24 protein-coding genes are annotated in these 22,714 nt (G+C 62.3%); 3 read left to right on the top strand and 21 right to left on the bottom strand.

All coding sequences use genetic code 11. The annotated features are described in order from the left end of the window. Positions 1–5: 5 nt before the first annotated feature. From NKI97_RS24880 to NKI97_RS24850, 7 genes are all read right to left on the bottom strand, one after another. Positions 6–2,567 (bottom strand): sensor histidine kinase, encoded by a 2,562-nt coding sequence (locus tag NKI97_RS24880; RefSeq protein WP_352837080.1) that lies wholly within the window; start codon positions 2,565–2,567, stop codon positions 6–8. Positions 2,568–2,755: 188 nt separating this feature from the next. Further along, complete coding sequence (gene ahcY / locus NKI97_RS24875; RefSeq protein ID WP_023677552.1) at positions 2,756–4,156, bottom strand: adenosylhomocysteinase; 1,401 nt, start codon at positions 4,154–4,156, stop codon at positions 2,756–2,758. A gap of 156 nt (positions 4,157–4,312) precedes the next feature. Further along, the gene (locus NKI97_RS24870; RefSeq protein ID WP_352837077.1) at positions 4,313–4,609 is read right to left on the bottom strand and encodes an HPr family phosphocarrier protein; all 297 of its coding nucleotides are present in this window, start codon (positions 4,607–4,609) and stop codon (positions 4,313–4,315) included. After that, positions 4,606–5,007 carry a PTS sugar transporter subunit IIA gene (locus tag NKI97_RS24865; RefSeq protein ID WP_352454807.1) on the bottom strand — a complete coding sequence of 134 codons (402 nt, stop codon included), beginning with the start codon at positions 5,005–5,007 and terminating at the stop codon, positions 4,606–4,608. Before NKI97_RS24865 ends, NKI97_RS24870 begins: the two co-directional genes overlap by 4 nt. A 164-nt stretch (positions 5,008–5,171) precedes the next feature. Beyond that, on the bottom strand, positions 5,172–5,618 hold the full coding sequence (locus NKI97_RS24860) for an HPr kinase/phosphorylase (RefSeq protein WP_352568484.1): 447 nt from the start codon (positions 5,616–5,618) through the stop codon (positions 5,172–5,174). A 31-nt stretch (positions 5,619–5,649) separates the two neighbouring features. Then, positions 5,650–7,434 carry a sensor histidine kinase gene (locus NKI97_RS24855; protein ID WP_023677548.1) on the bottom strand — a complete coding sequence of 595 codons (1,785 nt, stop codon included), beginning with the start codon at positions 7,432–7,434 and terminating at the stop codon, positions 5,650–5,652. Positions 7,435–7,456: 22 nt separating this feature from the next. Continuing rightward, positions 7,457–8,158 carry a response regulator transcription factor gene (locus tag NKI97_RS24850; RefSeq protein WP_023677547.1) on the bottom strand — a complete coding sequence of 234 codons (702 nt, stop codon included), beginning with the start codon at positions 8,156–8,158 and terminating at the stop codon, positions 7,457–7,459. A 341-nt stretch (positions 8,159–8,499) separates the two neighbouring features. Here NKI97_RS24850 and NKI97_RS24845 point away from each other — a divergent pair, with 341 nt between their 5' ends. The 3 genes from NKI97_RS24845 to NKI97_RS24835 all read left to right on the top strand — a co-directional run bounded on the left by NKI97_RS24845 (position 8,500) and on the right by NKI97_RS24835 (position 11,376). Then, positions 8,500–10,110, top strand: coding sequence for a phosphoenolpyruvate carboxykinase (locus NKI97_RS24845; protein ID WP_352837074.1), 1,611 nt, complete (start codon positions 8,500–8,502; stop codon positions 10,108–10,110). Between the two features lie 79 nt (positions 10,111–10,189). Then, positions 10,190–10,627 carry an alternative ribosome rescue aminoacyl-tRNA hydrolase ArfB gene (gene arfB / locus NKI97_RS24840; protein WP_023677545.1) on the top strand — a complete coding sequence of 146 codons (438 nt, stop codon included), beginning with the start codon at positions 10,190–10,192 and terminating at the stop codon, positions 10,625–10,627. 131 nt (positions 10,628–10,758) lie between these two features. Beyond that, the gene (locus NKI97_RS24835; protein ID WP_352743924.1) at positions 10,759–11,376 is read left to right on the top strand and encodes an alpha-ketoglutarate-dependent dioxygenase AlkB family protein; all 618 of its coding nucleotides are present in this window, start codon (positions 10,759–10,761) and stop codon (positions 11,374–11,376) included. Here NKI97_RS24835 and NKI97_RS24830 read toward each other — a convergent pair. From NKI97_RS24830 to hisB, 14 genes are all read right to left on the bottom strand, one after another. Next, complete coding sequence (locus NKI97_RS24830) at positions 11,339–12,601, bottom strand: hypothetical protein (RefSeq protein ID WP_352837071.1); 1,263 nt, start codon at positions 12,599–12,601, stop codon at positions 11,339–11,341. The two genes, NKI97_RS24835 and NKI97_RS24830, sit on opposite strands and share 38 nt — an antisense overlap. A 442-nt stretch (positions 12,602–13,043) precedes the next feature. Beyond that, a complete protein-coding gene (locus NKI97_RS24825) occupies positions 13,044–14,618 on the bottom strand; it encodes a hypothetical protein (protein ID WP_352837068.1) in 1,575 nt (524 codons plus the stop codon). Further along, on the bottom strand, positions 14,608–15,003 hold the full coding sequence (locus NKI97_RS24820) for a GtrA family protein (RefSeq protein ID WP_352451659.1): 396 nt from the start codon (positions 15,001–15,003) through the stop codon (positions 14,608–14,610). Before NKI97_RS24820 ends, NKI97_RS24825 begins: the two co-directional genes overlap by 11 nt. A gap of 7 nt (positions 15,004–15,010) precedes the next feature. Then, a complete protein-coding gene (locus tag NKI97_RS24815) occupies positions 15,011–15,781 on the bottom strand; it encodes a class I SAM-dependent methyltransferase (RefSeq protein WP_352616823.1) in 771 nt (256 codons plus the stop codon). Continuing rightward, on the bottom strand, positions 15,781–16,788 hold the full coding sequence (locus NKI97_RS24810) for a glycosyltransferase family 2 protein (protein ID WP_352454814.1): 1,008 nt from the start codon (positions 16,786–16,788) through the stop codon (positions 15,781–15,783). The genes NKI97_RS24815 and NKI97_RS24810 overlap by 1 nt, the downstream gene beginning before the upstream one ends. A 77-nt stretch (positions 16,789–16,865) precedes the next feature. After that, positions 16,866–17,825, bottom strand: a complete 960-nt coding sequence (gene coaA, locus NKI97_RS24805; RefSeq protein WP_352451662.1) for a type I pantothenate kinase — start codon at positions 17,823–17,825, stop codon at positions 16,866–16,868. 18 nt (positions 17,826–17,843) lie between these two features. Next, positions 17,844–18,170 (bottom strand): phosphoribosyl-ATP diphosphatase, encoded by a 327-nt coding sequence (locus NKI97_RS24800; RefSeq protein WP_352576337.1) that lies wholly within the window; start codon positions 18,168–18,170, stop codon positions 17,844–17,846. 36 nt (positions 18,171–18,206) lie between these two features. Further along, positions 18,207–19,001, bottom strand: coding sequence for an imidazole glycerol phosphate synthase subunit HisF (gene hisF, locus NKI97_RS24795; protein ID WP_023677537.1), 795 nt, complete (start codon positions 18,999–19,001; stop codon positions 18,207–18,209). Next, a complete protein-coding gene (locus NKI97_RS24790) occupies positions 18,998–19,834 on the bottom strand; it encodes an arginase family protein (protein WP_352743933.1) in 837 nt (278 codons plus the stop codon). Before NKI97_RS24790 ends, hisF begins: the two co-directional genes overlap by 4 nt. Positions 19,835–19,837: 3 nt before the next feature. Further along, positions 19,838–20,581 (bottom strand): 1-(5-phosphoribosyl)-5-[(5-phosphoribosylamino)methylideneamino]imidazole-4-carboxamide isomerase, encoded by a 744-nt coding sequence (gene hisA, locus NKI97_RS24785; RefSeq protein ID WP_352454816.1) that lies wholly within the window; start codon positions 20,579–20,581, stop codon positions 19,838–19,840. Positions 20,582–20,583: 2 nt separating this feature from the next. Beyond that, positions 20,584–20,874: a DUF1330 domain-containing protein gene (locus NKI97_RS24780; protein WP_352743935.1), complete on the bottom strand. Its 291-nt coding sequence runs from the start codon at positions 20,872–20,874 to the stop codon at positions 20,584–20,586. A 3-nt stretch (positions 20,875–20,877) separates the two neighbouring features. Beyond that, positions 20,878–21,528 (bottom strand): imidazole glycerol phosphate synthase subunit HisH, encoded by a 651-nt coding sequence (hisH, locus tag NKI97_RS24775; RefSeq protein WP_352505976.1) that lies wholly within the window; start codon positions 21,526–21,528, stop codon positions 20,878–20,880. Between the two features lies 1 nt (position 21,529). Continuing rightward, the gene (locus tag NKI97_RS24770) at positions 21,530–22,003 is read right to left on the bottom strand and encodes a DUF2628 domain-containing protein (RefSeq protein ID WP_352743937.1); all 474 of its coding nucleotides are present in this window, start codon (positions 22,001–22,003) and stop codon (positions 21,530–21,532) included. Positions 22,004–22,007: 4 nt separating this feature from the next. Beyond that, on the bottom strand, positions 22,008–22,607 hold the full coding sequence (hisB, locus tag NKI97_RS24765) for an imidazoleglycerol-phosphate dehydratase HisB (RefSeq protein ID WP_352454820.1): 600 nt from the start codon (positions 22,605–22,607) through the stop codon (positions 22,008–22,010). Positions 22,608–22,714 lie beyond the last annotated feature (107 nt).

Here is a 22,714-nt window from a genome sequence, read left to right as displayed (position 1 = left end):
ACGCGCTACTCGGCCGCCGCGCGGATGCCGGACGGCGTGTCGGGAAAGGCGCAAACAACCGTGGTGCCCTTATCCCTGCCGGTCTCGATGCGGACGCTGCCGCCATGCAGTTCGACAAAGCTCTTGACGATCGACAGGCCGAGCCCGGCGCCACGGCGGCGGCCGCCATTGGTGCGCGGCTCGAAGCGCCGGAACACTGAGTCAAGCAGGTCCGGCGGCATGCCGGGGCCGTCATCGTGAACGGAAAATTCCACGCCGTCGGCAAGTTGGCGGCAGGCGAGCGTTATGGTGCTCGCCTCCGGCGCGTAATTGGCGGCATTGCTGAGCAGATTGTAGAGGATCTGGCGGACGCGGATCTCGTCGCCGTGGAAGGTTTTCGGCGCGGCCGCCGCGTCGATCCTAAGCTTGATCGCATGTTCCTCCAGCCGGTCGGCGACCAGTTCGGCGGCAGCCGTAATGGTTCGATCGATGTGAACTTCGGAAATGTCGAGTTCCATGATGCCGGCATCCACCGTCGCCAGGTCGAGGATGTCGTTGACGATGGTGAGCAGGACCGAGGAGGACGAGCCGACATGCCCGATATATTCGCGTTGCTTCTGGTTCAGCGGACCAGTCGACGGCAGTGAAAGAAGCTCGGTAAAGCCGATGATGTTGGTGAGTGGCGAGCGCAGCTCATAGGAGACGTGCTGCACGAATTCGTTCTTGATCTGGTCGGACTTTTGCAGCGCCTCATTCTTGTCCTTCAGCGCCCGCTCGACATTGACGCTGTCGGTAACGTCGACGAAGGTCATCATCACCTGGCCGTTGGGCAAAGGGATGACGGCGTAGCGCAAAACGGTGCCGTTGTTCAATTCGGTTTGGCCGTGGCGGTCGCGGCGCTCGTTGTCGAAGCCGGTGATGGCGGCAACGAACCCGCCCCACGGACTGTCGACGGCACGGCGGTCGCAAAGATCGCGGATCGTCGAGACATGGACGTTGGGTTTTGAGGCATCGGCATCCAGCCCCCACAATGCCGCGAACGCCGGGTTCGACAATCTCAGCCTGCCGTCGGGGCCGAACACAGCGACGCCTTCGGCGAGGTTGTCGAGCGTCTCGCCCTGGACCCGGACGGCGGTCTGGTAGCGGCTTTCAAGGTCCATCTTCTCGGTCAGGTTCTCGAACACCCAGGTGACGCCGCCCTTGGGCTGCGGATTGGCGACGACGCGAATGGTCTTGCCGTCCGGCAGATGCCACCAATGCTCCTGCGATTCAACCGCGCGGTAAGCGCCGAGCAGGCTCTCTTTCCAGCGCCGCCATTCGGGCTGCTCGGCGATCTTGCCTTCGCTGCGCAGGCGGTCGAGCAGTAAGGCGTTGTCCGGCGCGCTGTGCAGGAAGCCGCTGTCGAGGCCCCATAGTTTCTGGAACGCCTGATTGAAAAACCGCAATTTCTCGTCGGTGTCGAAAATCGCCACGGCGGAGTTGAGCTGATCGAGCGTGTCGGCGTGGCTCTGCATGGTCCGCTCATATTCGGCGCGAATGGCCTCGATAGCGCTGATGTCGCAGGCAAGACCAGCCGAACCATCCGCTCCGGCAAAATCGGTCACGGCAAACATACGGCGGTCGCCTTCGATGACCGTGGAGAGCGTCTGTTCAAAGACCGCGCGCGACTTGTGCTGCGCAGCGATCGTGTCGCGCGCCTGGCCGCCGAGGAATTCCTTGCCATCGCGGACCGCCGCTTCGGCATTCTCGGCCTCGACCGCTTCGGCATAGGCGCGGTTGACCCATTTCAGCCGCCCGTCGACAGTACGCAGCCATGACGGCATCTTGAGCGCATCCAGAAGACCGATCAGCGTCTCATGGTCGGCGGCTAAGCGCTGGTTCTCGATCTTCAGCCTGGCCTGGCTTCGCTGTGTCTCCGAAAGCGAGACGAAGCGAACCAGCACATGCGCCGCACTCTTGCGGCCGTGAACCTCGAGCGGCTGGCCGGCCTGCGATTCGATGACCAGATCGAACGGCTTTGCCTTGTCCCGCAGTGCCGCGACGGCATGTTCGAGTGCGGCCGCCGAACGCGGCATCAGCCAGCGGCCGAAAGCCAGGAAGGCCGCCCGGTCCTCCGGCGCGCCGCTCTCGATCGGCAATGTCCCGACAAGCTCGGGCTTCTTGTTCTCGGCCGCCCATACCACCACGCGCTGATCGCGGGAATGGAGCAGCGCCTCCGAGCGCTGCAGCGCGGCATTGACGTCGGCGATACGGGTCCTGAGCTCGGCATTTTCCGCCGCGGTGCGCGCCCGTTCGCGGATCAGAAAGATGGCCGACAGCAATGCCGCCCCCATGACGCCGACGAACATGGCGAGTTGCATGACCTCGACCGTGCTGACCGACAGCCCGGCCTTTTGCGCCACGCGGGTTTGGGCATGTGCAGTAAAGCCAAGCAGCGGACCAACCAGCGCGGAAGAAGCAAGCAGCACCCCGACACGGCTGCCGGCGCGCCAAAGAAGGCTGCCGCCTCTGGCAGCGGAGCCCGTGATCGAATCGTTATGGCCGCCGGAAACGGCCTGTCCCGCGCAAGGCGGGTTATCCCCCGGCATGTCTTGGTCCTCTTCGCCGCCTGAATACAAGACCGCCCTGATGCGTGCGCCCGGGCCTCGTCCCCGGACCGCGAATCAGCACCATAGCGCTTGCGCGAATCGGCGTGAAGAATCAATCAGCGCAAAAATAAAGCCGGGCGAAAAGTCAATCGCCCGGCTTCAATATCTAGTGGCAAGTTTCGCCGTGGTTAATAGCGGTAGTGTTCCGGCTTGAACGGTCCCTGCGGAGTGACGCCGATATAGGCGGCCTGTTCGCCGGACAGTTCGGTCAGGCGGGCACCGAGCTTGTCGAGATGCAGGCGCGCGACCTTTTCGTCGAGATGCTTCGGCAGGACATAGACCTGGTTCTCGTACTGGCCGGGCTTGGTGTACAGCTCGATCTGGGCCAACACCTGGTTGGTGAAGGACGCCGACATGACGAAGCTCGGGTGGCCGGTAGCGTTGCCGAGGTTGAGCAGGCGGCCTTCCGACAAAAGGATCATCCGCTTGCCGTCCGGGAAGGTGATCATATCCACCTGAGGCTTGATGTTGGTCCATTTCAGGTTGCGCAGCGACGCCACCTGGATCTCGTTGTCGAAGTGACCGATGTTGCCGACGATCACCATGTCCTTCATCAGGCGCATGTGGTCGAGGGTAACGACGTCCTTGTTGCCGGTGGTGGTGATGACGATGTCGGCCGTCGGCGCTGCGTCTTCGAGCGTGACCACCTCGAAACCGTCCATCGCCGCCTGCAGCGCGCAGATCGGATCGACCTCGGTGACCTTGACGCGGGCGCCGGCGCCCTTGAGCGAAGCCGACGAGCCTTTGCCGACGTCGCCATAGCCGCAGACAACCGCGACCTTGCCGGCCATCATCGTGTCGGTGCCGCGGCGAATGCCGTCGACAAGCGATTCCTTGCAGCCATATTTGTTGTCGAATTTCGACTTGGTGACGGAATCATTGACGTTGATCGCCGGGAACGGCAGCAGGCCTTTTTTCTGCAACTGATAGAGCCGGTTGACACCGGTCGTCGTTTCTTCGGTGACGCCGCGGATCGCTTCCTTCTGTTTGGTGAAGAAGCCGGGCGATGCCTGCATGCGCTTCTTGATCTGGGCAAACAGGATCTCTTCCTCTTCGCTGCCCGGATTGGACAGCACATCCTCGCCGGCCTCGGCGCGGGCGCCGATCAGGATGTACATGGTGGCATCGCCACCGTCGTCGAGGATCATGTTGGAGGTGCCGCCATCGGCCCACTGGAAGATCTTGTCGGTGTAGACCCAATAATCCTCCAGCGTCTCGCCCTTGACGGCAAACACCGGAATTCCGGCCTCGGCAATGGCCGCGGCAGCGTGGTCCTGGGTCGAGAAGATATTGCAGGAAGCCCAGCGGATATCGGCGCCGAGCGCCTTAAGCGTTTCGATCAGCACCGCCGTCTGGATGGTCATGTGCAGCGAGCCGGTGATGCGCGCGCCCTTGAGCGGCTTCTTGTCGCCGAATTCTTCGCGGCAGGCCATCAGGCCCGGCATTTCGGTTTCGGCGATCTCGATCTCCTTGCGGCCCCAGCCGGCAAGCGCGATGTCTGCGACCACATAGTCCTTGCTACCCGTCATGGCAGTGCTCCGATGCGAATTGATTGCGGGACGCGCCCGCCCCGAAAGCGTGTCGGAGGGCGCGAGGTGCCGGCCTGACTAGCAGATCGGGAGTCGGACGACAATGGGATATAAAGAAATCTTTATCCGTGCATGTCTTCAGAAGCGATCAGCACGTCAGCATTCCTCGCCAAAACGGGAAGCAACCAGTTGCTCCAGCGCATCGATGACCTCTTCGGCCTCCGGGCCGGTGGCGGTGACGCGGATCGAATAACCGAGGCTCGCCGCCAGCATCATCAGGCCCATGATCGAGGTGCCGCCGACCTTGACGCCGTCCTTCTCGACCTGGACCGTGGCGTTGAAGCCGCTGGCGATTTGAACGAACTTGGCCGAGGCGCGTGCGTGCAGGCCGCGCTGGTTGACGATCGGAAAGTCGCGAACGATCTTGTCCTTTTCCGGCAACAGCGCGCTCATTTGCTGCTCAGGAGTTGACTGGCGACATTGATGTATTTACGGCCGGCAGCCTGCGCCTCATCCAGCGCGGCCGTCATGTTGTCGCCCTTGCGAACGCTGGACAGCTTGATCAGCATCGGCAGGTTCATGCCGGCAATGACCTCGATACGCCCGGATTCCATCACGGAAATGGCGAGGTTAGAGGGCGTGCCGCCGAACATGTCGGTCAAAACGATGACGCCTGATCCCGTATCGACGAGGCCGACTGCCTCGATAATGTCGCGGCGGCGCTGTTCCATATCGTCGTCGGCACCGATCGCCACGGTCTCGAAATTGTCTTGTGGCCCAACGACATGTTCCACGGCATTGCGGAACTCGGCGGCCAGTTGACCGTGCGTTACAAGCACGAGTCCGATCATTCTTTGGTGGCTCCCGTCATCGCCGCTTCACAGGCGCATTTTATGCTCGCCGACCGTTCCAGGTGGCGGGAGCGCTATCTTGTCGACGCAAGGCCCGTTGACAAGCCCAAAATTGCGCCGGCCCAAGCCAATTTGACGCATTGCAGCAAAAAATCGAAATCGGATCACAGGAAAGGCGCAATCGACAGGCGCGACATCACTGCCGGCAAGGCCGCCGCTACATTGCGCCCGGCAAGATCGATGCGCGGCACTGGTACGCCGACAACGAGTTCGCTGCAGTCTTCCTGGAAGCGGGCCATTTTGCCGGCTGGCACCAGCCGGATAATGAGGTCGATCACGCAGCTTGGCTCGAACCGTATCGGTTTGGGGCCGAATCCCGGCACCTCGACGAGGCCGGCTATGCTGGCCGGTGCGCGGCAGACCAGCCGCCCGTCGCAATCTGCAGCATAGAGCTGGTCATCGCCGATCAGCCGGGAAAACAGCCCACGCTGGCTGCAATGATCGATCAAGGCGAGCGCCAGCGTCGTCTTGCCCAAGCCGGACGGTCCGGTGATGAGAATGCCGCGATCCCCTATCAGGATCGCGGTGCCGTGAATGTTTTCAGGCTGCACAATAGGACCAGGCGTGATTGGAATTCATCCGTCAGCCTTCCGCCGGCAGCGTCACCACGAAGCGCGCGCCCTTGATCTCGCCAGGCTTGGTGCCCGGGATGTTCTCGGCGCTCAGCGTGCCGCCATGGGCTTCAACGATCTGCCTGGATATCGACAGGCCAAGGCCCGAGTTCTGACCGAACGCCTCGCCGGCCGGCCGATCGGTATAGAACCGCTCGAAAATGCGGTCGATGTTATCGGCACGGATACCGGGTCCATTGTCGTCGATGGTGACGATGTTGAACTTGCCGGCGCGCGCCAGCGATATGGTGATGTGGCCACGTTCCTCGGGAACGAACGAGCGGGCATTCTCGATCAGGTTGGTGATCACCTGGCCGATCCTCAGGTCATGACCGACGACGAAGTAGCCTTTCACGCCCTGTGGCAGTTTGGCGACCTTGAATTCGATCTCGACCGCCTTCTTGTTGCGCGTGGCCTCGCGCGAGACGGCGACCAGATCGGTGATGAACTTCTTGAGGTCGACGGTTCCCGCATCTTCCCGCGCCAGCTCGGCATCGAGACGGGAGGCATCGGAAATATCGGTGATGAGACGGTCAAGCCGCCTCACATCGTGCTGGATGATATCCATCAGCCGGCTGCGCGAATTGTCGTTCCTGGCCAGCGGCAATGTCTCCACCGCGCTGCGCAGCGAGGTAAGCGGGTTCTTCAACTCGTGCGAGACATCCGCGGCAAAACTTTCGATCGCCTCGATGCGGGCGTAGAGCGCATTGGTCATGTCGCGCACGGCGATCGACAGATTGCCGATCTCGTCCTGGCGGTCGGAGAAGTCGGGGATTTCCTCGCGGTTCTTGACGCCGCGGCGAACCCTGACCGCCGCCGCGGAAAGCCGGCGCAGCGGGTTGGCGATAGTGGAGGCCAGCAGCATCGACAGGATGGCGGTAACCAGGGCGGCAATGCCGAACACGCGCAGGATCGCCTTGCGCTCGGCCGCGACGATCTTGTCGATGTCGCCGCCTTCGGTCGACAGCATCAGCACGCCGAGAACGGCACGGAAGCGCTGGATCGGCACCGCCACGGAAACGATCTGCTCGCCCTGCTCCGATATCCGCACGATCGTCGACGGACTGCCGGTAAGCGCCTTGACCACTTCCGGAAACGCGGCACCGTTGCCGCCCGGCTGCTCGCGATAGACGGGCAGCTGCTTGTTGCGGAAGAAATCGAAGACGAATTTCTGGATGCGCTCCAGAAGGTCCGGCTGCTCCTCTTCGACCGGCGGCAGGTCGTAGCGAAGGATCTGGCCGCGCGAATAGAGATGGCGGGAATCGAGCAGCAGGTTGGCGTCACGGTCGTAAATGCGGGCGCGTGTGCGCGTCGGCGAGATCAAGCGCCTGAGCACCGGCGCCACGCGCTCCGGATTGATCGGGAAATCGAGATTGTCGAGCTGATCGGAGCCCGGGCCGAGGCTTTCGCCGGCCTGCAACTCGAGCAGCTTCTCCGGATCGATGCTGATCGAATCGGTCTCGACCGTCGCCGAGGCGGCGATCGCGCCGGCGATGATCTCGCCTTGAGTCATCAGGCTCTCGACACGGGCGTCGATCAGCCCGTCGCGAAAGGTATTGAGATAGAGAATGCCGGTGACCAGGACGGCAAGGCCGGCAAGGTTGAGAAAGAGGATACGCCGCGTCAGGCTGGAAAAGATGTGATGGCCGAGAAACCGGCGCATCGGCACCGTAATTTTCGACACGAAGGCGGGCAGAATCCGCGGCGGGCGCCTGGCGGCGCCCGACCGTCTCACTCGCTCTACTTGCACTGCCATCGAATAGCAGCTCCCGCTCGACTCAAGCTTCGCGGAACCGATATCCGACTCCGTAAAGGGTTTCGATCATTTCGAAGTCATCATCAACGGCCTTGAACTTTTTGCGCAGCCGCTTGATGTGACTGTCGATGGTGCGGTCATCGACATAGACCTGCTCATCATAAGCCGAATCCATCAGCGCATCACGGCTTTTTACGACCCCCGGACGCTGTGCCAGCGAATGCAGGATGAGGAACTCGGTGACGGTAAGCGTCACCGGCTCGCCCTTCCAGGTGCAGGTGTGGCGCTCCTGGTCCATGACAAGCTGGCCGCGCTCAAGCGACCGGGCCTGCTGGTTGGGCGCCTTGGCCGCCGCCTCGCGGGTGCTGGCGCGGCGCAGCACGGCGCGGACGCGCTCCACCAGAAGACGCTGCGAGAAGGGTTTGCGGATGAAGTCGTCGGCGCCCATCTTGAGGCCGAACAGTTCATCGATCTCATCGTCCTTGGAGGTCAGGAAGATTACCGGCAGGTCGGATTTCTGACGCATCCGGCGCAGCAACTCCATGCCGTCCATGCGCGGCATCTTGATGTCGAGGATGGCGAGGTTCGGCGGGCGCGCCGCCAGTCCCTCCAGCGCCGATGCCCCATCCGTGTAGGTTTCGACCCGATAACCCTCGGATTCGAGGGCGATCGAAACCGAAGTCAGAATGTTGCGATCGTCGTCGACAAGCGCGATTGTTGCCATTTCAAGCGGCTCCCTCATGAGCTGTCCCTTCTTTCGTCGAGAAGGGGCTTTTGCAGGACAAATTAGGTACAAAATGTGGCACAGGCTGTATCCGCTGTCACGCGCGGCATGTCGACGGCCACAATTGTACCTCGATATGGATTGGACGAATGAACATCGCCAATCCTTGGGCAACCATCAGTGTTTTTGCACATATAAACGATTTAAACAACTTTCAAAATATTTAAATCGATTAATGATTTGATATCATTCGCCTTTTCTGGTTTTGACGTTTTTAGCTCCTGCAATGGGGGTTCCGGAATTCGCCGGTAAAGACGCGGTAAATCGAAGAAGGGACACCCATGTCGGAAGCCGGCAAACGCAATCCTGCATGTGCAATCGATCGCATCGGCCTGAGAACCACGGGGGTGGTGCGCTATAATTTCGGCGCGGCCGCGCTCTACGAGGAGGCAATCCGCCGTGGCGAGGCCCGACTCACCGCGCATGGCGCGCTTGCCGCCGAGACCGGGCAGCACACCGGCCGCTCGCCCAGGGACAAATTCGTGGTGCGCGACGAAAGCACCGCGCCGCATATATGGTGGGACAACAACAAAGCGATTTCGCCGATCCAGTTCGATACGCTGCTTGCCGATTTTCGCGCCCACGCGGCCGGAAAGGATCTTTATGTGCAGGACCTGGTCGGCGGCGCCGACGAGGAACTGAAGCTGCCGACCAGGGTGATCACGGAGCTTGCCTGGCACTCCTTGTTCATCCGCAATCTGCTCATCCGACCGGCCGCCGCCGAACTCGAGCATTTCATGCCCGATTTGACGATCATCGACCTGCCGTCGTTCCGCGCCGATCCCGCCCGCCACGGCACGCGCGGCGAAACGGTGATTGCCGTCGATCTTTCGCACATGATCGTGTTGATCGGCGGTACCTCGTATGCCGGTGAGATGAAGAAGTCGGTGTTCACCGTACTCAACTATCTGCTCCCGGCAAAGGGTGTGATGCCGATGCACTGCTCGGCCAATGAAGGGCCCGTCGGCGACGCGGCCGTTTTCTTCGGCCTTTCCGGGACCGGCAAGACGACGTTGTCGGCCGACCCGTCGCGCACGCTGGTCGGCGACGACGAGCATGGCTGGGGACCGCACGGCATCTTCAATTTCGAGGGCGGCTGCTATGCCAAGACGATCAAGCTTTCGGCCGAAGCCGAGCCGGAGATCTTCGCCACCACCCAGCGCTTCGGCACGGTGCTGGAGAATGTGGCGCTCGACGCAGGCCGCGTGCCGGATTTCGACGACGGCGGGCTGACCGAAAACACACGCTGCGCCTATCCGCTCCACTTCATCCCCAACGCCAGCAAGACGGGGCGCGCCAGCCACCCGAAGAACATCATCATGCTGACCGCCGACGCATTCGGTGTGATGCCGCCGATCGCGCGGCTGACCCCGGCGCAGGCCATGTACCATTTCCTCTCCGGCTATACCGCCAAGGTGGCGGGGACCGAGAAGGGCGTTACGGAACCCGAAGCGACATTTTCGACATGCTTCGGCGCACCGTTCATGCCGCGGCATCCGTCGGAATATGGCAATCTGCTGCGCGAGCTCATCGCCCGCCACGGCGTCGATTGCTGGCTGGTCAACACCGGCTGGACCGGCGGCGCCTACGGCACCGGCAAACGAATGCCGATCAAAGCAACACGGGCGCTGCTTGCGGCGGCGCTCGACGGCTCGCTAAAAGCGGCCGACTTCCGCACCGACCCCAATTTCGGTTTCGACGTACCGGTGACGGTTGCCGGCGTCGACCGCGCCATTCTCGACCCTAGATCGACCTGGATCGACAAGCCCGCCTACGACCGGCAGGCGGCAAGGCTGGTCGGCATGTTCGTCGACAATTTCGAGAAATTCGAAGCCCATGTCGACGCCACGGTGCTCGGCGCCGCACCACGCATGCAGGTAGCGGCTGAATAGCCGTCGCCCCTGGTGATGCTTCAAGGCCCGGCTTCGATCGGGCCTTTTCTTTTTTCGCCTGCCGCGCCATGAGTGCGGCATGAACGCCGACGACAAGATCATCATTACCGACGATGCGGTGATTAATCCGGGCGACCTGCACGAGGACTTCATCCGTTCGTCCGGCCCGGGCGGCCAGAACGTCAACAAGGTGGCGACGGCAGTGCAATTGCGCTTCGATGCCGCCAATGCGGCTGGCCTGTCGGAGCGGGTGCGCGAACGGACCATCAAGCTTGCCGGCCAGCGCGCCACCAAGGACGGCGTCATCGTCATTGAAGCCGGACGCTTCCGCACCCAGGAGCAGAACCGGGCGGACGCCCGGGCGCGGCTGACGGCACTGGTCGCCAAGGCCGCCGAACCACCACCACCGCCGCGCAAGAAGACCAGGCCGTCCAAAGGCGCGGTCGAAAGACGGCTCAAGAGCAAGGCCGGGCGCGGCTCGATCAAGAAACTGCGCGGCCGGGTCGGGGATGAGTGACAGCCGAAGCGGCTTCGGATCTCAGATCGTCGGTTAAAGCGCGCAGCCACCGTCGGAGGCGGCTTTCGGGTCGCCGTTTTCATTTGACGGTGGCATTCTGATTTCTCCAGACCAACGGATTAAGCGACGCGATGCTCGTACTGCCCAAAGGCGTCCGCCATATGCCCGGCTACCTGTCGCGCGCCATGCAGGAAGTGCTGGTTGAAGATATCAGGCAGATCGTGCAGAACGCCCCGCTGTTCGTGCCGGCGATGCCGCGTACCGGCAAGGAGATGAGCGTGCGCATGACCAATTGCGGTCCGCTGGGCTGGGTCACCGACAAGGAGCACGGCTATCGCTACCAGCCGACCCATCCGGTGACCGGAAGGCCTTGGCCGCCGATCCCGGAGATGCTGCTCGAACTGTGGCGGGATGTATCTGCCTATGCGCACCTGCCGGAAGCCTGCCTGGTCAATTTCTATTCGCAGGATGCCAAGATGGGTCTTCACCAGGACCGCGACGAGAGCGATTTCTCCGCGCCTGTCGTCTCGGTGTCGCTCGGCGACGATTGCCTGTTCCGGGTCGGCCAGACGACGCGCGACGGCGCCACCAAATCGTTCAGGCTGAGGAGCGGCGACGTCGTCGTGCTTGGCGGCGAAGGGCGGCTCTGCTTTCACGGCGTCGACCGTATCTACCCGTCGACCTCGGCATTGCTTAGGAGTGGCGGCCGCATCAATCTGACGCTGCGACGGGTGACGATGCCGAAATAGGCTGTTCGGGTGGCCGGTGGCCCGGGCGGACATAATCGTCGCGCAGATAGATGCGCTCGGTCTCGTCCTCGATAAGAATGCGGTAGTGCGCCAGGATGGCGTCAAAGCCAAAACGCTCCATCAGTTGGCTTGTCCACATCGTGTTGTTTTTCTTGAAGACGACGATATCCGGGCGCAGACGCACGAACTCTTCGCGTTTGCTTTCGACGTAGCGCGCCATGATGGCTCGGTAACGCATGGCTTCGGCGGTGTCACCCGAGAGAGCTGCCTGCCGGGACAGGGAAAGTGCGAACGCTCCAAGCCAATCGCTGACGTGGGTCGAAACGAACTGCCCATCGATCATACGGTTCAACGGATGTCCCGAGGAAATATCCGAACTAACCAACGCTACGGTCGGCCGATCGGTGGCGGCGCGAATTGCGGCAACCAGCGCCGGCCCTGGTTTCTGGGTGCTCCAGTACGGCAAGAAAGCGATTGCCACCGCCGCCAATGCCCAAGCTCGCGAAGGAGCCGTCACGAACGTCAACAGCTTCGACGGCTGCTGCACGATCCTGGGCAGTGCCAACAGGCAGAAAATGGCTGCCGCGGCGCAAAGGATCGCGGGATAGGCATGATAAGACCAGCCTTTGGCTTGGTAGAACAGCGGAAACATGCCAGCGATCGATGCCGCCAACGCTACCGCCGCCAGCTCTGGAAACTGTCTGGCAGGCCACAGCCACCAGATCAGGAAGACAAGGAAACACCACGAGAAACCGTAGCCGATCACAATCGGCCAAAAGATGCCGATCTTTGCATAAACGTCCGCCAAGAGGGGATAGATGTCGCGCACGAATTCCGGATGGATCAGCGTGACCGTGCCGAGATAGACAACGCAGATGCCGCCAATGACCCAGTGTTCCAGGGCGAAGATCGATTTCAGACTGCGCCGGCGCACTGCAACGACCAGCGCCGGCGCCAACACCATGATCGCATAGTAGGGCTTGACCAGCAGCAGAATGCTGCCCGACAGGCCGGCGAGTGCGGCGAGCCCGGGGTCTGGTTGGGCAGCTGCATCTCTGCGCGCGCGCCAGGCATGAAGCGCAAGCAGCGGCATGAAAAGTGCCATGCCGATATGCTCCCGCTCGCTGAAGGCATTTCCGGGGAAGACCACCAACATTGCGCAAAACGCTGGCCCCAGTGCAAACAATGATGCAGTTTCGGTGAAACCCGCACGCTTGACGATCACGCCCGAGAGCGAAAGTCCGATAAGCACGGCAAGGTATGTCCAGGCCTCAACCAGGATTTCCGGGGCGGTGCCCAGCAATCTAGCTGCAGCCACTGGCGGCAGATAGAGCCAGACGCTGAATGGGGGATTGGTCTCGTAGATTTGCGAGTAAAGCCGCTCACCGGACAGCATACGCTCGCAGACCGTGATCAGCCAGCTAGTGTCGGGAACAGTCCCCCAACGTCGCTGCCAGAAGATCGAGAAGACGGTGACTGCGGCAATGGCCAGGACATTGCGGCTAGGAAGCAGCGACGCCGCAATATCCCGGTCGCGCCAGCGGCTCAAGCCGCCAATGTCGTTCGAGACGCTCATGCTGTTGCACCGAGGCTCTCGAGATCGAGCCATATGTCGTCCAGTGGAGCGATTGGATCCAGCCGTGTCATGGGTTTCCGGGGGCTCCTGCTCAATCGGTTTGGAGCGGCGCAGGCGCCGTGTAACGCAGATAGACAGTGATTTCCGGCTCGGCGTGCAGCAGACGATAGCCGGCCAAGGCGACCTGGATCCGCTTGTCCTGCAGCATCAGGGCAGTCCACGCCGGCGAGCCTGACAGCACGATATCGGGCTTCTTCGCTGATATCTCGGCGGCGTTTTCGCCGATCACCCGATCGCGGATGCTTTCAAGTTCCGGTCTCCGTTCGAGATCGCCGGTGACGCGGGCGAGCGTGTCCGCGTTGGAGACCGCCCAGGCGCTCGGATGGCGTGATATGAACCTGCCGCCGACCAGCCTGGCGAGGGGATGGGCAACCTGCATCTGGTCGGCAATCGACATGATGGCCGGGGTTTCGACCGTTGCGCGGATCGCGGCGACAGACCGGGCGATCGGGCCGTTATCCGTCGTCAGCGCCGCGTACTGTGCCCTGACCGCTATTTGCAGCACCAGCACGCAGCCGAAGATCAGGGCGGCCTTGCGAACGAAGCCTGCACTGCCGAATGTGCCGAACCGCACAAGCTGGATGCCAAATGCAAGTGTCGCAACAACGACCATCGGCAGCGCGTGATTGGGCCAACCCTTGCCCATGACAATGAAGGCCGGAATGAACCCCAGGGCGGTCAGGAGCGGAATCCTGACGTCCCAGTTCGTCTTTCTCAGGCCGCCGGCCGCAAGCACGGTGGCGGCGGCCAGAAGCAGCACCACTTTCGGCCAGTTTGCCAGCATATCGGCGGCAGAGGCCCTCAACGGAAGATAGACCTCCCTGACCAAGGGCAGGACGTCGCTGACGTAAGCGCGGTCGAAGAGCGCGATGGACGCTATATAGGCGGCCACGATCGCAGCGCCCACCAGGTTCTCTGCGACGAAGAGCGGTCTCAGCGACCGCCTTTCAAGCGCAAGACAGAGCGACGGCAACATGAAGGCCAGCACAAAATAGGGCGGCTTGACCATGACCACGACCGCCGCGCCGAAACCCGCGACCATGTGCTCCAGGCGCGAGCCCGCGCTGAAATCCAGGTTCCGCTGACGTGTGCATTGCAACGCCACCCAAGGCAGAATGGCAATCAATGCGAAGTGCTCGCGTTGGCCGAATTGATCCGGCATGAAACACAGGATCAAAAACAGGGCCGCCGCTGCCGCCCACAGCGCATGGGGCTGCCGGTAGACCGGTTCATCGCGCGCGAGAATACGGACGGAACCGAAAAGACTGGCCAGGCTCAGGCAAACGACGCCAAGCGTCAGCCAGAATTCCGCACGTATGCCGGTGAGCTTTTCCAGGAGCATGAATGGCATGTAGAGCCAGATCGAGAAAGGTGGGTTCGTCTCCACGATGTCCGTGTTGAGCCGCTCTCCGCCAAGCAGGCGGTCGCAGACGACCAGAAGCCATGACACGTCGACATTGGTCGGGATTGCAACGGTGGATAGCCAGACGGCGTATGTGACGACCAGGCAGGCCAGCAGCAACAAAGCACCCGCTACGCCCGCAAAGGGCGAGAAGCGGTTGGCGCCGGGCAGCAGTTCATTGAGGGGTCGCGCGCTAGAGACCACGAAACACCCAGCGCCCGAGGACGACATAGTTGATGACCGGCACGGCAATGCAGGTAAGCAGGATCGGGACTGCGGCGGGGATGCCGAGCATCTGGGTCAAAAGCGCCGGCAGGGCGATCGCGACGGCGAGGCCGGAAGCGGTGAGCAGGAGGAAGCGGGGCAGTTCCATCGCGTGGCTGCCGCCCGAGGTGAAGGTGAAATATTTATGGCCGGTGTAGGAGAACAGCGCGGCGACGGCGTAGGCCGCAAACGATGTGAGCGCCGCCGGCAGGGCCGCCGTCGCCTGTCCACGCGACAGCAGGAAAGCGCAAACGGCGTAGATCAGTGTCGACGCAATGCCAATCAGCGCAAAGCGCGATAGTCGACGATACGAGCCGGTGCCCATAACGCGGTCAAGCTGCCAATTTCTCGTCGAGGCGAGCGGTTTCGACGGCGCTGTCCCTGCGGAACACCGCCAGCAGCGAAACGCCGAAGGGCAGGTTTGCATTTGGTATGATGCGGCCTTCCGCCGAAAACACTGCCTTCATCGCCGCATTCAGTGGTTTCGGCGGCGTGGCATGACCGGCTGGCAAGGCCGGCCTGCGCAACCTGTCCACCAGTCGTGCCAGCGCCGCTACCGGGAAGAGCGCGGCATTTGTGTAGCTCAGCCGGTCGATCGCGAAACCAGCCTTTTCAATTCGTTCACGCAGCAGATTGCGTGAATAGCGCCGCATGTGATGCAGCCCAACATCATGCGTGCTCCACAACCATTGGTGTGCTGGCACCGTGAGGACGACGCCGCCGCCCGGCTTCAGCATCTGGCGGATCGCGGCAAGCGACGCCTCGTCTTCGGCGACATGTTCCAGCACGTCGAACAGGCAGACGAGGTCGCAGCTTTGCGGCGCGACAGGAATGTTGTCCGGCAGATGTCCGGCGAGGAAGTCGCGGCCGGTCTTTTCCCAGGCAATCCTGCGCGCGAGATCGCTCATCTCGACTGCCGTCACTGCGCCGAACTGCTCCAGCATCCGGATGTTGCCGCCGGTGCCGGCGCCGATCTCGACGATGCGCGCGTTTTCAGGCAGGCCGATGCTGCGAATGACCGCCTCGGCGATGGCGCGACGCCCGCAGAACCACCAATGCTCGTCTTCGGTGGCAGCCATCTGTCGGTAGGCGTCGATCTCCATCAGCTCATTCCCTCATATTTGCGGCGCACGATGTAGATCGGACGCTGCTTGATCTCGGCGTAGACCCTGCCGAGGTATTGTCCGATGATGCCGATGCCGAGTAACTGGATGCCGCCAAGGAAAAGAACACTGACCAGCAGGGAGGCGTAGCCGGGCACATCAACGCCAAAGATCATTGTCTTGGCGACGATCAGCAGGCCGTAGAGGAACGACAGCGCGGAAATCGTCGCGCCGACATAGGTCCAGATTTCAAGCGGAGCGGTGGAGAAGCTGGTGATGCCTTCGAGCGCGAAGTTCCACAGCTTCCAGCCGGAGAATTTCGACTGGCCGGCGATGCGCTGATCGCGGACATATTCGACGCTTGCGGTGCGGAACCCGACCCAGGCGAACAGGCCCTTCATGAAACGACGGCGTTCGGGCAAAGACCGCAGCGCCTGGATGACCTGGCGGTCGATCAAACGGAAGTCGCCGACATCGTGCGGGATCTTCTGCTGCGCGATCCAGTTGTGAACGCGGTAGAACATCGAAGCGGAGCGCTGCTTGAGAAAGCTGTCGCTCGACCGATTGGCTCGCTTGGCCAGAACAACCTCAAAACCCTCGCGCCACTTTTCCACAAGCAGCGGAATGACATGCGGCGGATCCTGCATATCGACATCCATCGGGATCGCTGCATCGGCATCGCAGCTGTCGAGCCCCGCGGTCATCGCGGCTTCCTTGCCGAAATTGCGTGAAAGGTCGATTACGTGGATGCGTGGATCGGTCTGTTGGGCTTCGATCAGCTTTTCGAGCGTCGTATCGCTGCTGCCGTCGTTGACGAAGATGAACTCGAGGGCAACGCCTTTGTCCTTCAGCGGCGCGGTGCTTTCGCATACCGCCTTCAGGAATGGAGCAATTGCGCCTTCCTCATTGTGGACAGGCACGATCAGGGCAATCGTTGCGCCGCCGCTGCCCGGACGTGCGATGCGGTCAGCTGCCGGCCGATCGATGTTTAGGAATGGCGCATTCATTTGTTTGCCGAGCCCGCAGATCAGGCCCGACAATAGAAAGACTGGGTTAAGATGACTTTAAGGAATGCCCCGGGATTTCACAGTTTCCTGAGCGCCACTTCCTCGACCAGATGGTTGGCGCCCTTGCGCAGGATGAGATCGGCACGGGCGCGGGTCGGCAATATATTCTCGCGCAGATTCTTCAGGTTGATGTTGGTCCACAGGCCCTCGGCGATGGCGCGGGCCGCATCCTCGGAAAGTTGCGAATAGCGGTGAAAGAAGGAGGCCGGGTCGCGGAAGGCGGTTTCGCGCAGCCGCATGAAGCGGGCGATATACCAGTGATGGATCAGCGCCTCCTCGGCATCGATGTAGATGGCAAAGTCGAAGAAATCCGACAGGAAAGGCACGATCTTGCCGTCCTTCGGCAGCTTACCCGGCTGCAGGACATTAATGCCTTCGAAGATCAGGATGTCGGGCCGGTCGATGGTCTGGAACTCGCCCGGAATGACGTCATAGGTCAGGTGCGAATAGACCGGCGCGCGGACGTTGCGCTGCGCCGATTTGATGCCGGACAGGAAGCGCAGCAGCGCGCCGACGTCGTAGCTGTCGGGAAAGCCCTTGCGCTCCATCAGGTTGTTGCGGCGCAGGACTTCGTTCGGCAGCAGGAAGCCGTCGGTGGTGACCAGGTCGACCTTGGGACTCGACGGCCAGCGCGCCAGCAGCTCCTTTAGCACGCGCGCCGTGGTCGATTTGCCGACCGCCACGGAACCGGCAATGCCGATGATGAACGGTGTCTTGGCCGCGTCCAGCGCGTTGAAGAAGGCCTGGCGTTGCCTGAACAGGAGTTGACTGGCTTCGACATGAGCCGACAACAGCCGCGACATCGAAAGATAGATGCGCTCGACCTCGTGGAGATCGACCGGATCGTTCAGCGACCGCAGACGACGGACCTCGTCCTCGGTGAGCGTCATCGGCGTATCGGCGCGGAACCGCGACCATTGCTCGGCCGAGAAGAAACGATAGGGTGAATACTTCTCGGTAGGAGCGAGCTGGTCCATCGAGTTCCTCCGCAGCGATCAGCCCCGGTCCAGCCGAGACGCCTTTTCGGCGATACCCGAACGACCGGTGCGGCGTTCAAGCTCGTTGAGCACATCGCTCAGCGGAATGTCCGCTATGCCGAGAACGACAAGCCAATGATAAATGAGATCGGCGCTTTCCGAAACAAGCGCGGCCCTATCGGCGCTGACGGCTGCGATCACCGTTTCGACCGCCTCTTCGCCGAGTTTCTGCGCTGCCTTGCTCATGCCGCGCTGAAAGAGCTTGGCCGTCCACGAATCCGGATCGCCGGAACGTGCGCGTTCGCCAATAATCTTCTCCAGATCGGAGAGCGAGAACTCGGTCATGACGGCGTTTACAGCCTCTTCTTAGCCGGAAAGGCTCTAGGACCGATTACCCGGCGAGTCCAGCCGCATCGGCAGTCCGGCCTGAGCCATGTGCAGCTTGGCTTCGGCGATGCTGTAGGTGCCGAAATGGAAGATCGACGCCGCCAGCACCGCGCCGGCATGGCCGTCGCGAATGCCTTCGACAAGGTGGTCGAGCGTGCCGACGCCACCGGAAGCGATGACCGGCACGCGTACGGCATCGGCGACCGCGCGGGTAAGGGCTATGTCGTAGCCGGCCTTGGTGCCGTCGCGGTCCATCGATGTTAGCAGGATCTCGCCGGCGCCGAGATCGACCACTCGCCGAGCGAACTCGACGGCGTCGATGCCGGTCTTCTCGCGGCCGCCATGGGTGAATATCTCCCAGCGATCAGCCTCGCTCGCAGCGGACACTTTCTTGGCATCGATGGCGACGACGATGCACTGGTTGCCGAATTTGTCGGCAGCCTCGGCGACAAAATTTGGGGTCTTCACCGCCGCCGTGTTGATCGACACCTTGTCGGCGCCGGCCAGTAGCAGCTTCCTGATGTCGGCGACCTGACGGACGCCACCGCCAACGGTCAGCGGCATGAAACATTGTTCGGCGGTGCGGGCGATGACATCGAAAATGGTCTCGCGGTTTTCCGACGAGGCGGTGATGTCGAGAAAGCAGAGCTCGTCGGCGCCGGCCGCGTCATAGGCTTTTGCCGCTTCGACGGGATCGCCGGCATCGACCAGGTCGACGAAATTGACGCCCTTGACGACACGGCCGTTCTTGACGTCGAGACAGGGGATGACGCGGGCTTTCAGCATCAGATCCTCTCGATCGCCGCAAGAAAGTCGACAAGCAGCTGGCCGACGACGGGCGGAACTTCGGACTGGGAATCAAAGGCCGGGTCGTAGGCCGAGAGCGTCACGCCGACGATTGGGATTGACCTGGCCAGTCCGCAGGCAAGCTGCCGTAGCTGTTCCGGACTCGGGCCTCCCGGGTGCGCGTAGCGGTTCACCTGCAACACATCCGGATCGAGGACATCCAGGTCGAGATGCAGATGCGCCCGCACAGTCCCTGTCGCCGTGAGCTTTCCGACCATATCGAGTGCACCGGCACATTCGGTGCGCACGATCGGCAAAGTTTCCAGCAGTCGCTTTTCGTCGGGATCGAGGTCGCGGGCATCGACCAGCATGCAGCGCGCCGGGTCTATCGGCCGGAACCCCGGAATTGCTGCCGCCATCGGATGCCAGCAGAGCCCGAGCGTCGCCGCCAGCGCCATGCCGTCGAGAAAGCCGTAGGAGGACGTCTCCGGCGTGTTGAGATCGCCATGCTGGTCGATCCAGATGATCGAATCCGCAACTTCACCGGCGACCGCACCGGCGGCGGTCAGGCAATTTCCAGCAAGGATAATGGGGAAGCGTCGTCCATCGCGGGCGAGGTTAGCCTTGGTCGCGACGGCGTTGCAGACGGCGAAGCCGGTTGCAATTTCGCGCCCCTGCTCGTCTCCGACCTTGCCGATATCTTCGACGGCGACGTCATGGCCAGCCACGGTCAGGGCTTCGACCAGCCCACCGCCGATGATGGCATCCGGCCCCTGGCCGCACCCTTCGTGATAGTGCCCGCTGTCGTAGGGAGCAACGATAATCGAGACCTTCACGTTTCACACCCCTGCCATCGGTTTGCCGCGCAGGATCGCCAATGCCTCGGCTGGGTCGATGCGGCCGTCGTAGAGGGCGCGTCCGGAGATCGCGCCTTCGAGCTTGCGGGCATCGGGCATGGTCATGCGCACGATGTCGGCGATCGAGGCGAGCCCGCCCGAGGCGATAACCGGGATCGACACCGCGTCGGCGAGATCGATGGTGGCGTCCCAGTTGATACCGGTCAACACACCGTCGCGGTCAATATCGGTGTAGATGATGGCGGCGACGCCGGCACCCTCGAATTTCCTCGCCAGTTCAATGACGCCGAGGCTCGAGGCTTCAGCCCAGCCTTCGACCGCGACCTTGCCGCCCTTGGCGTCGATGCCGACGGCGATCTTGCCCGGGAATGCCTTGCAGGCCTGCCTGACCAGATCCGGATCGCGCACCGCCACGGTGCCAAGAATGACGCGGGCCAGCCCACGGTCGAGCCAGTCCTCGATCTGCGCCAGGGTGCGGATGCCGCCGCCGAGCTGCACCGGATTGCTCGTCGCCTTCAGGATGGCGCCGACCGCGGCGCTGTTGACGCTCTGGCCCTTGAAGGCGCCGTTGAGGTCGACGACGTGCAACCATTCGAAGCCCTGCTCTTCGAAGGCGCGCGCCTGAGCGGCGGGATCGTCATTGTAGATGGTGGCGGTGGCCATGTCGCCATGCCTGAGGCGCACGCATTTGCCGTCCTTGAGGTCTATCGCCGGAAACAGAAACACCTTCAGGCGCCTTCGACGATGACAAAGTGGCCGGTCGAGCCGGCTAGCCTGTACTTCAAGGCCTCCTGGTATTCAGGCGAGCCGTAGCATTCCAGCGCCTTTTCATAGGATTCGAATTCCACCAGCACGTGGCGATTGCCTGCCGGTCCTTCCGGGCTGGTGTACCGCCCGGCGCGCACCGGGAACTTCGCGCCGTATTTCGCGAAAGCCGCGGCATTGGCCTCGATGTACTGCTTGTAGATCTCGGGATCGTGGACATCGACCATTGCCATCCAATAGCCCCTCTTGCTCATGGTTCAGGGCCTCCAGCCTAGGAAATTGGTGATCAGCGCCAGGCCCAGCGCCTGGCTCTTCTCGGGGTGGAACTGCGTTCCGGCTAGGTTGTCGCGGGCGACAGCGGCCGTTACCGGGCCGCCATAGTCGGCAACCGCCAGCACCTCATCCTCCTTCCGTGCATCGAGATGGTAGGAGTGGACGAAATAGGCGTGCAGTCCCTTGCCACCCGTCGCAATGCCGGAAAACAGCGGATGCTTGCGCTTCAGGTCAATCGTGTTCCAGCCGATCTGCGGGATCTTCAGTGTCGGATCGGCCGGCGTGATCTCCTTGACGTCGCCGGCGATCCAGCCAAAGCCCTTTGTGACGGTCTTTTCCAGGCCTCGCTCCGACATCAGCTGCATGCCGACGCAGATGCCGAGGAACGGCCGAGCCTTGGCGATCGCCACCTCCTCGACCGCTTCCCACATGCCGGCGACCGCACGCAGTCCAGCGGCGCAATCGGCATAGGCACCGACGCCGGGCAGGACGATGCGGTCGGCGGTCCTGACCCGCTCGGCATCGGCGGTGAGTTCGATCGCGGCGGCAATGCCGGCTTCATGCGCGGCACGCTCGAAGGCCTTGGTGGCCGAGCGCAGATTGCCCGACCCGTAATCGATGATCGCCACCCTCATCTCAGGGCTTTCCCGGAATATGGTTCAGCCCCAGCGCCAGGCCCATCTGCGCCGACCGGGCATGTGCTGCGTCTGGGACGATGCGTTGCACCGTCGGTTGTTCAGCCGACTGAGCATCGGCTTCCAACGCATAGCGGACGTCTGCGTCGTCGAGCCTGTCGGCCTCGACCACGCCCCATTCATGCCAGCCACGACGACGCAGGGCTGCGATCCGCAAGGCCTGCCCTTCCAGTCCGACAAAGAGCATGACAAGCAGGGATAAAAGCGAGCCGGCTGTTTCCAGGTCCAGCCTTTCGCCCAGCATCGAGAGCAGGCCCATGGCGACAAACGCCAATGCCGCCTCGACCCAGAGCCGGTGCCAGGCCAGCCACAGCGGCGGCACCAAGAAGCCGAGCCAGGCAAAGCCGTCACGGATAAAAGTAGTGTCCACGCTTTCGCTGCGGCCTGGCGGCTCCATCACGACAAAGATGGCCATGACGCTATCCTTTCAGGGATCCCTTGGTGGAGGGAACCGCGTCCGGCTGGCGCGGGTCGCGCTCAAGCGCCGAACGCAGCGCACGCGCCACGGCCTTGAAGCAGGTCTCGGCGACGTGGTGGTTGTTGGCGCCGTAATGATTGGTGACATGAAGCGTGATGCCGGCATTCTGCGCCAGCGCGTGGAAGAATTCGCGCACCAGCTCGGTGTCGAACGTACCGATCTTCGGCGACGAGAATGAAACATTCCAGACCAGAAAAGGCCGGCCGGAGACATCGATTGCCGCCCGCGTCAGTGTCTCGTCCATGGCGAGATCGATCGAGGCGTAGCGCATGATGCCGCGCCGCTCGCCCAATGCCTTGGCCAGCGCCTGGCCGAGCGCAATGCCCGTATCCTCGACCGTGTGGTGGTCGTCTATGTGCAGGTCGCCCTTGGCCTTCACGGTCATGTCGATCAGCGAATGGCGCGACAACTGGTCCAGCATATGGTCGAAGAAGCCGACGCCCGTCGAAACGTCGGATTTGCCCGAGCCGTCGACCTGAACCGACACGGCGATGTCGGTTTCCCTGGTCTTGCGGCTTATCTCGGCGGAACGGGGCGCCATGACCTCATCCTTGTCTCAGATTTTGCACGATTCAGGCGTTCACATGCCTGAAAACGAAAGCCTTCTAGCAGCATGATCCGGCGATTGCCAGTTACCGCTGCGGAGCA

The organism is Mesorhizobium sp. M0296 (assembly GCF_040321675.1).
In the GTDB taxonomy this organism is placed as follows: Bacteria; Pseudomonadota; Alphaproteobacteria; order Rhizobiales; family Rhizobiaceae; genus Mesorhizobium.
The sequence above is the reverse complement of the archived record's forward strand: the minus strand, read 5'-3'. Positions and strand labels throughout refer to the sequence as shown.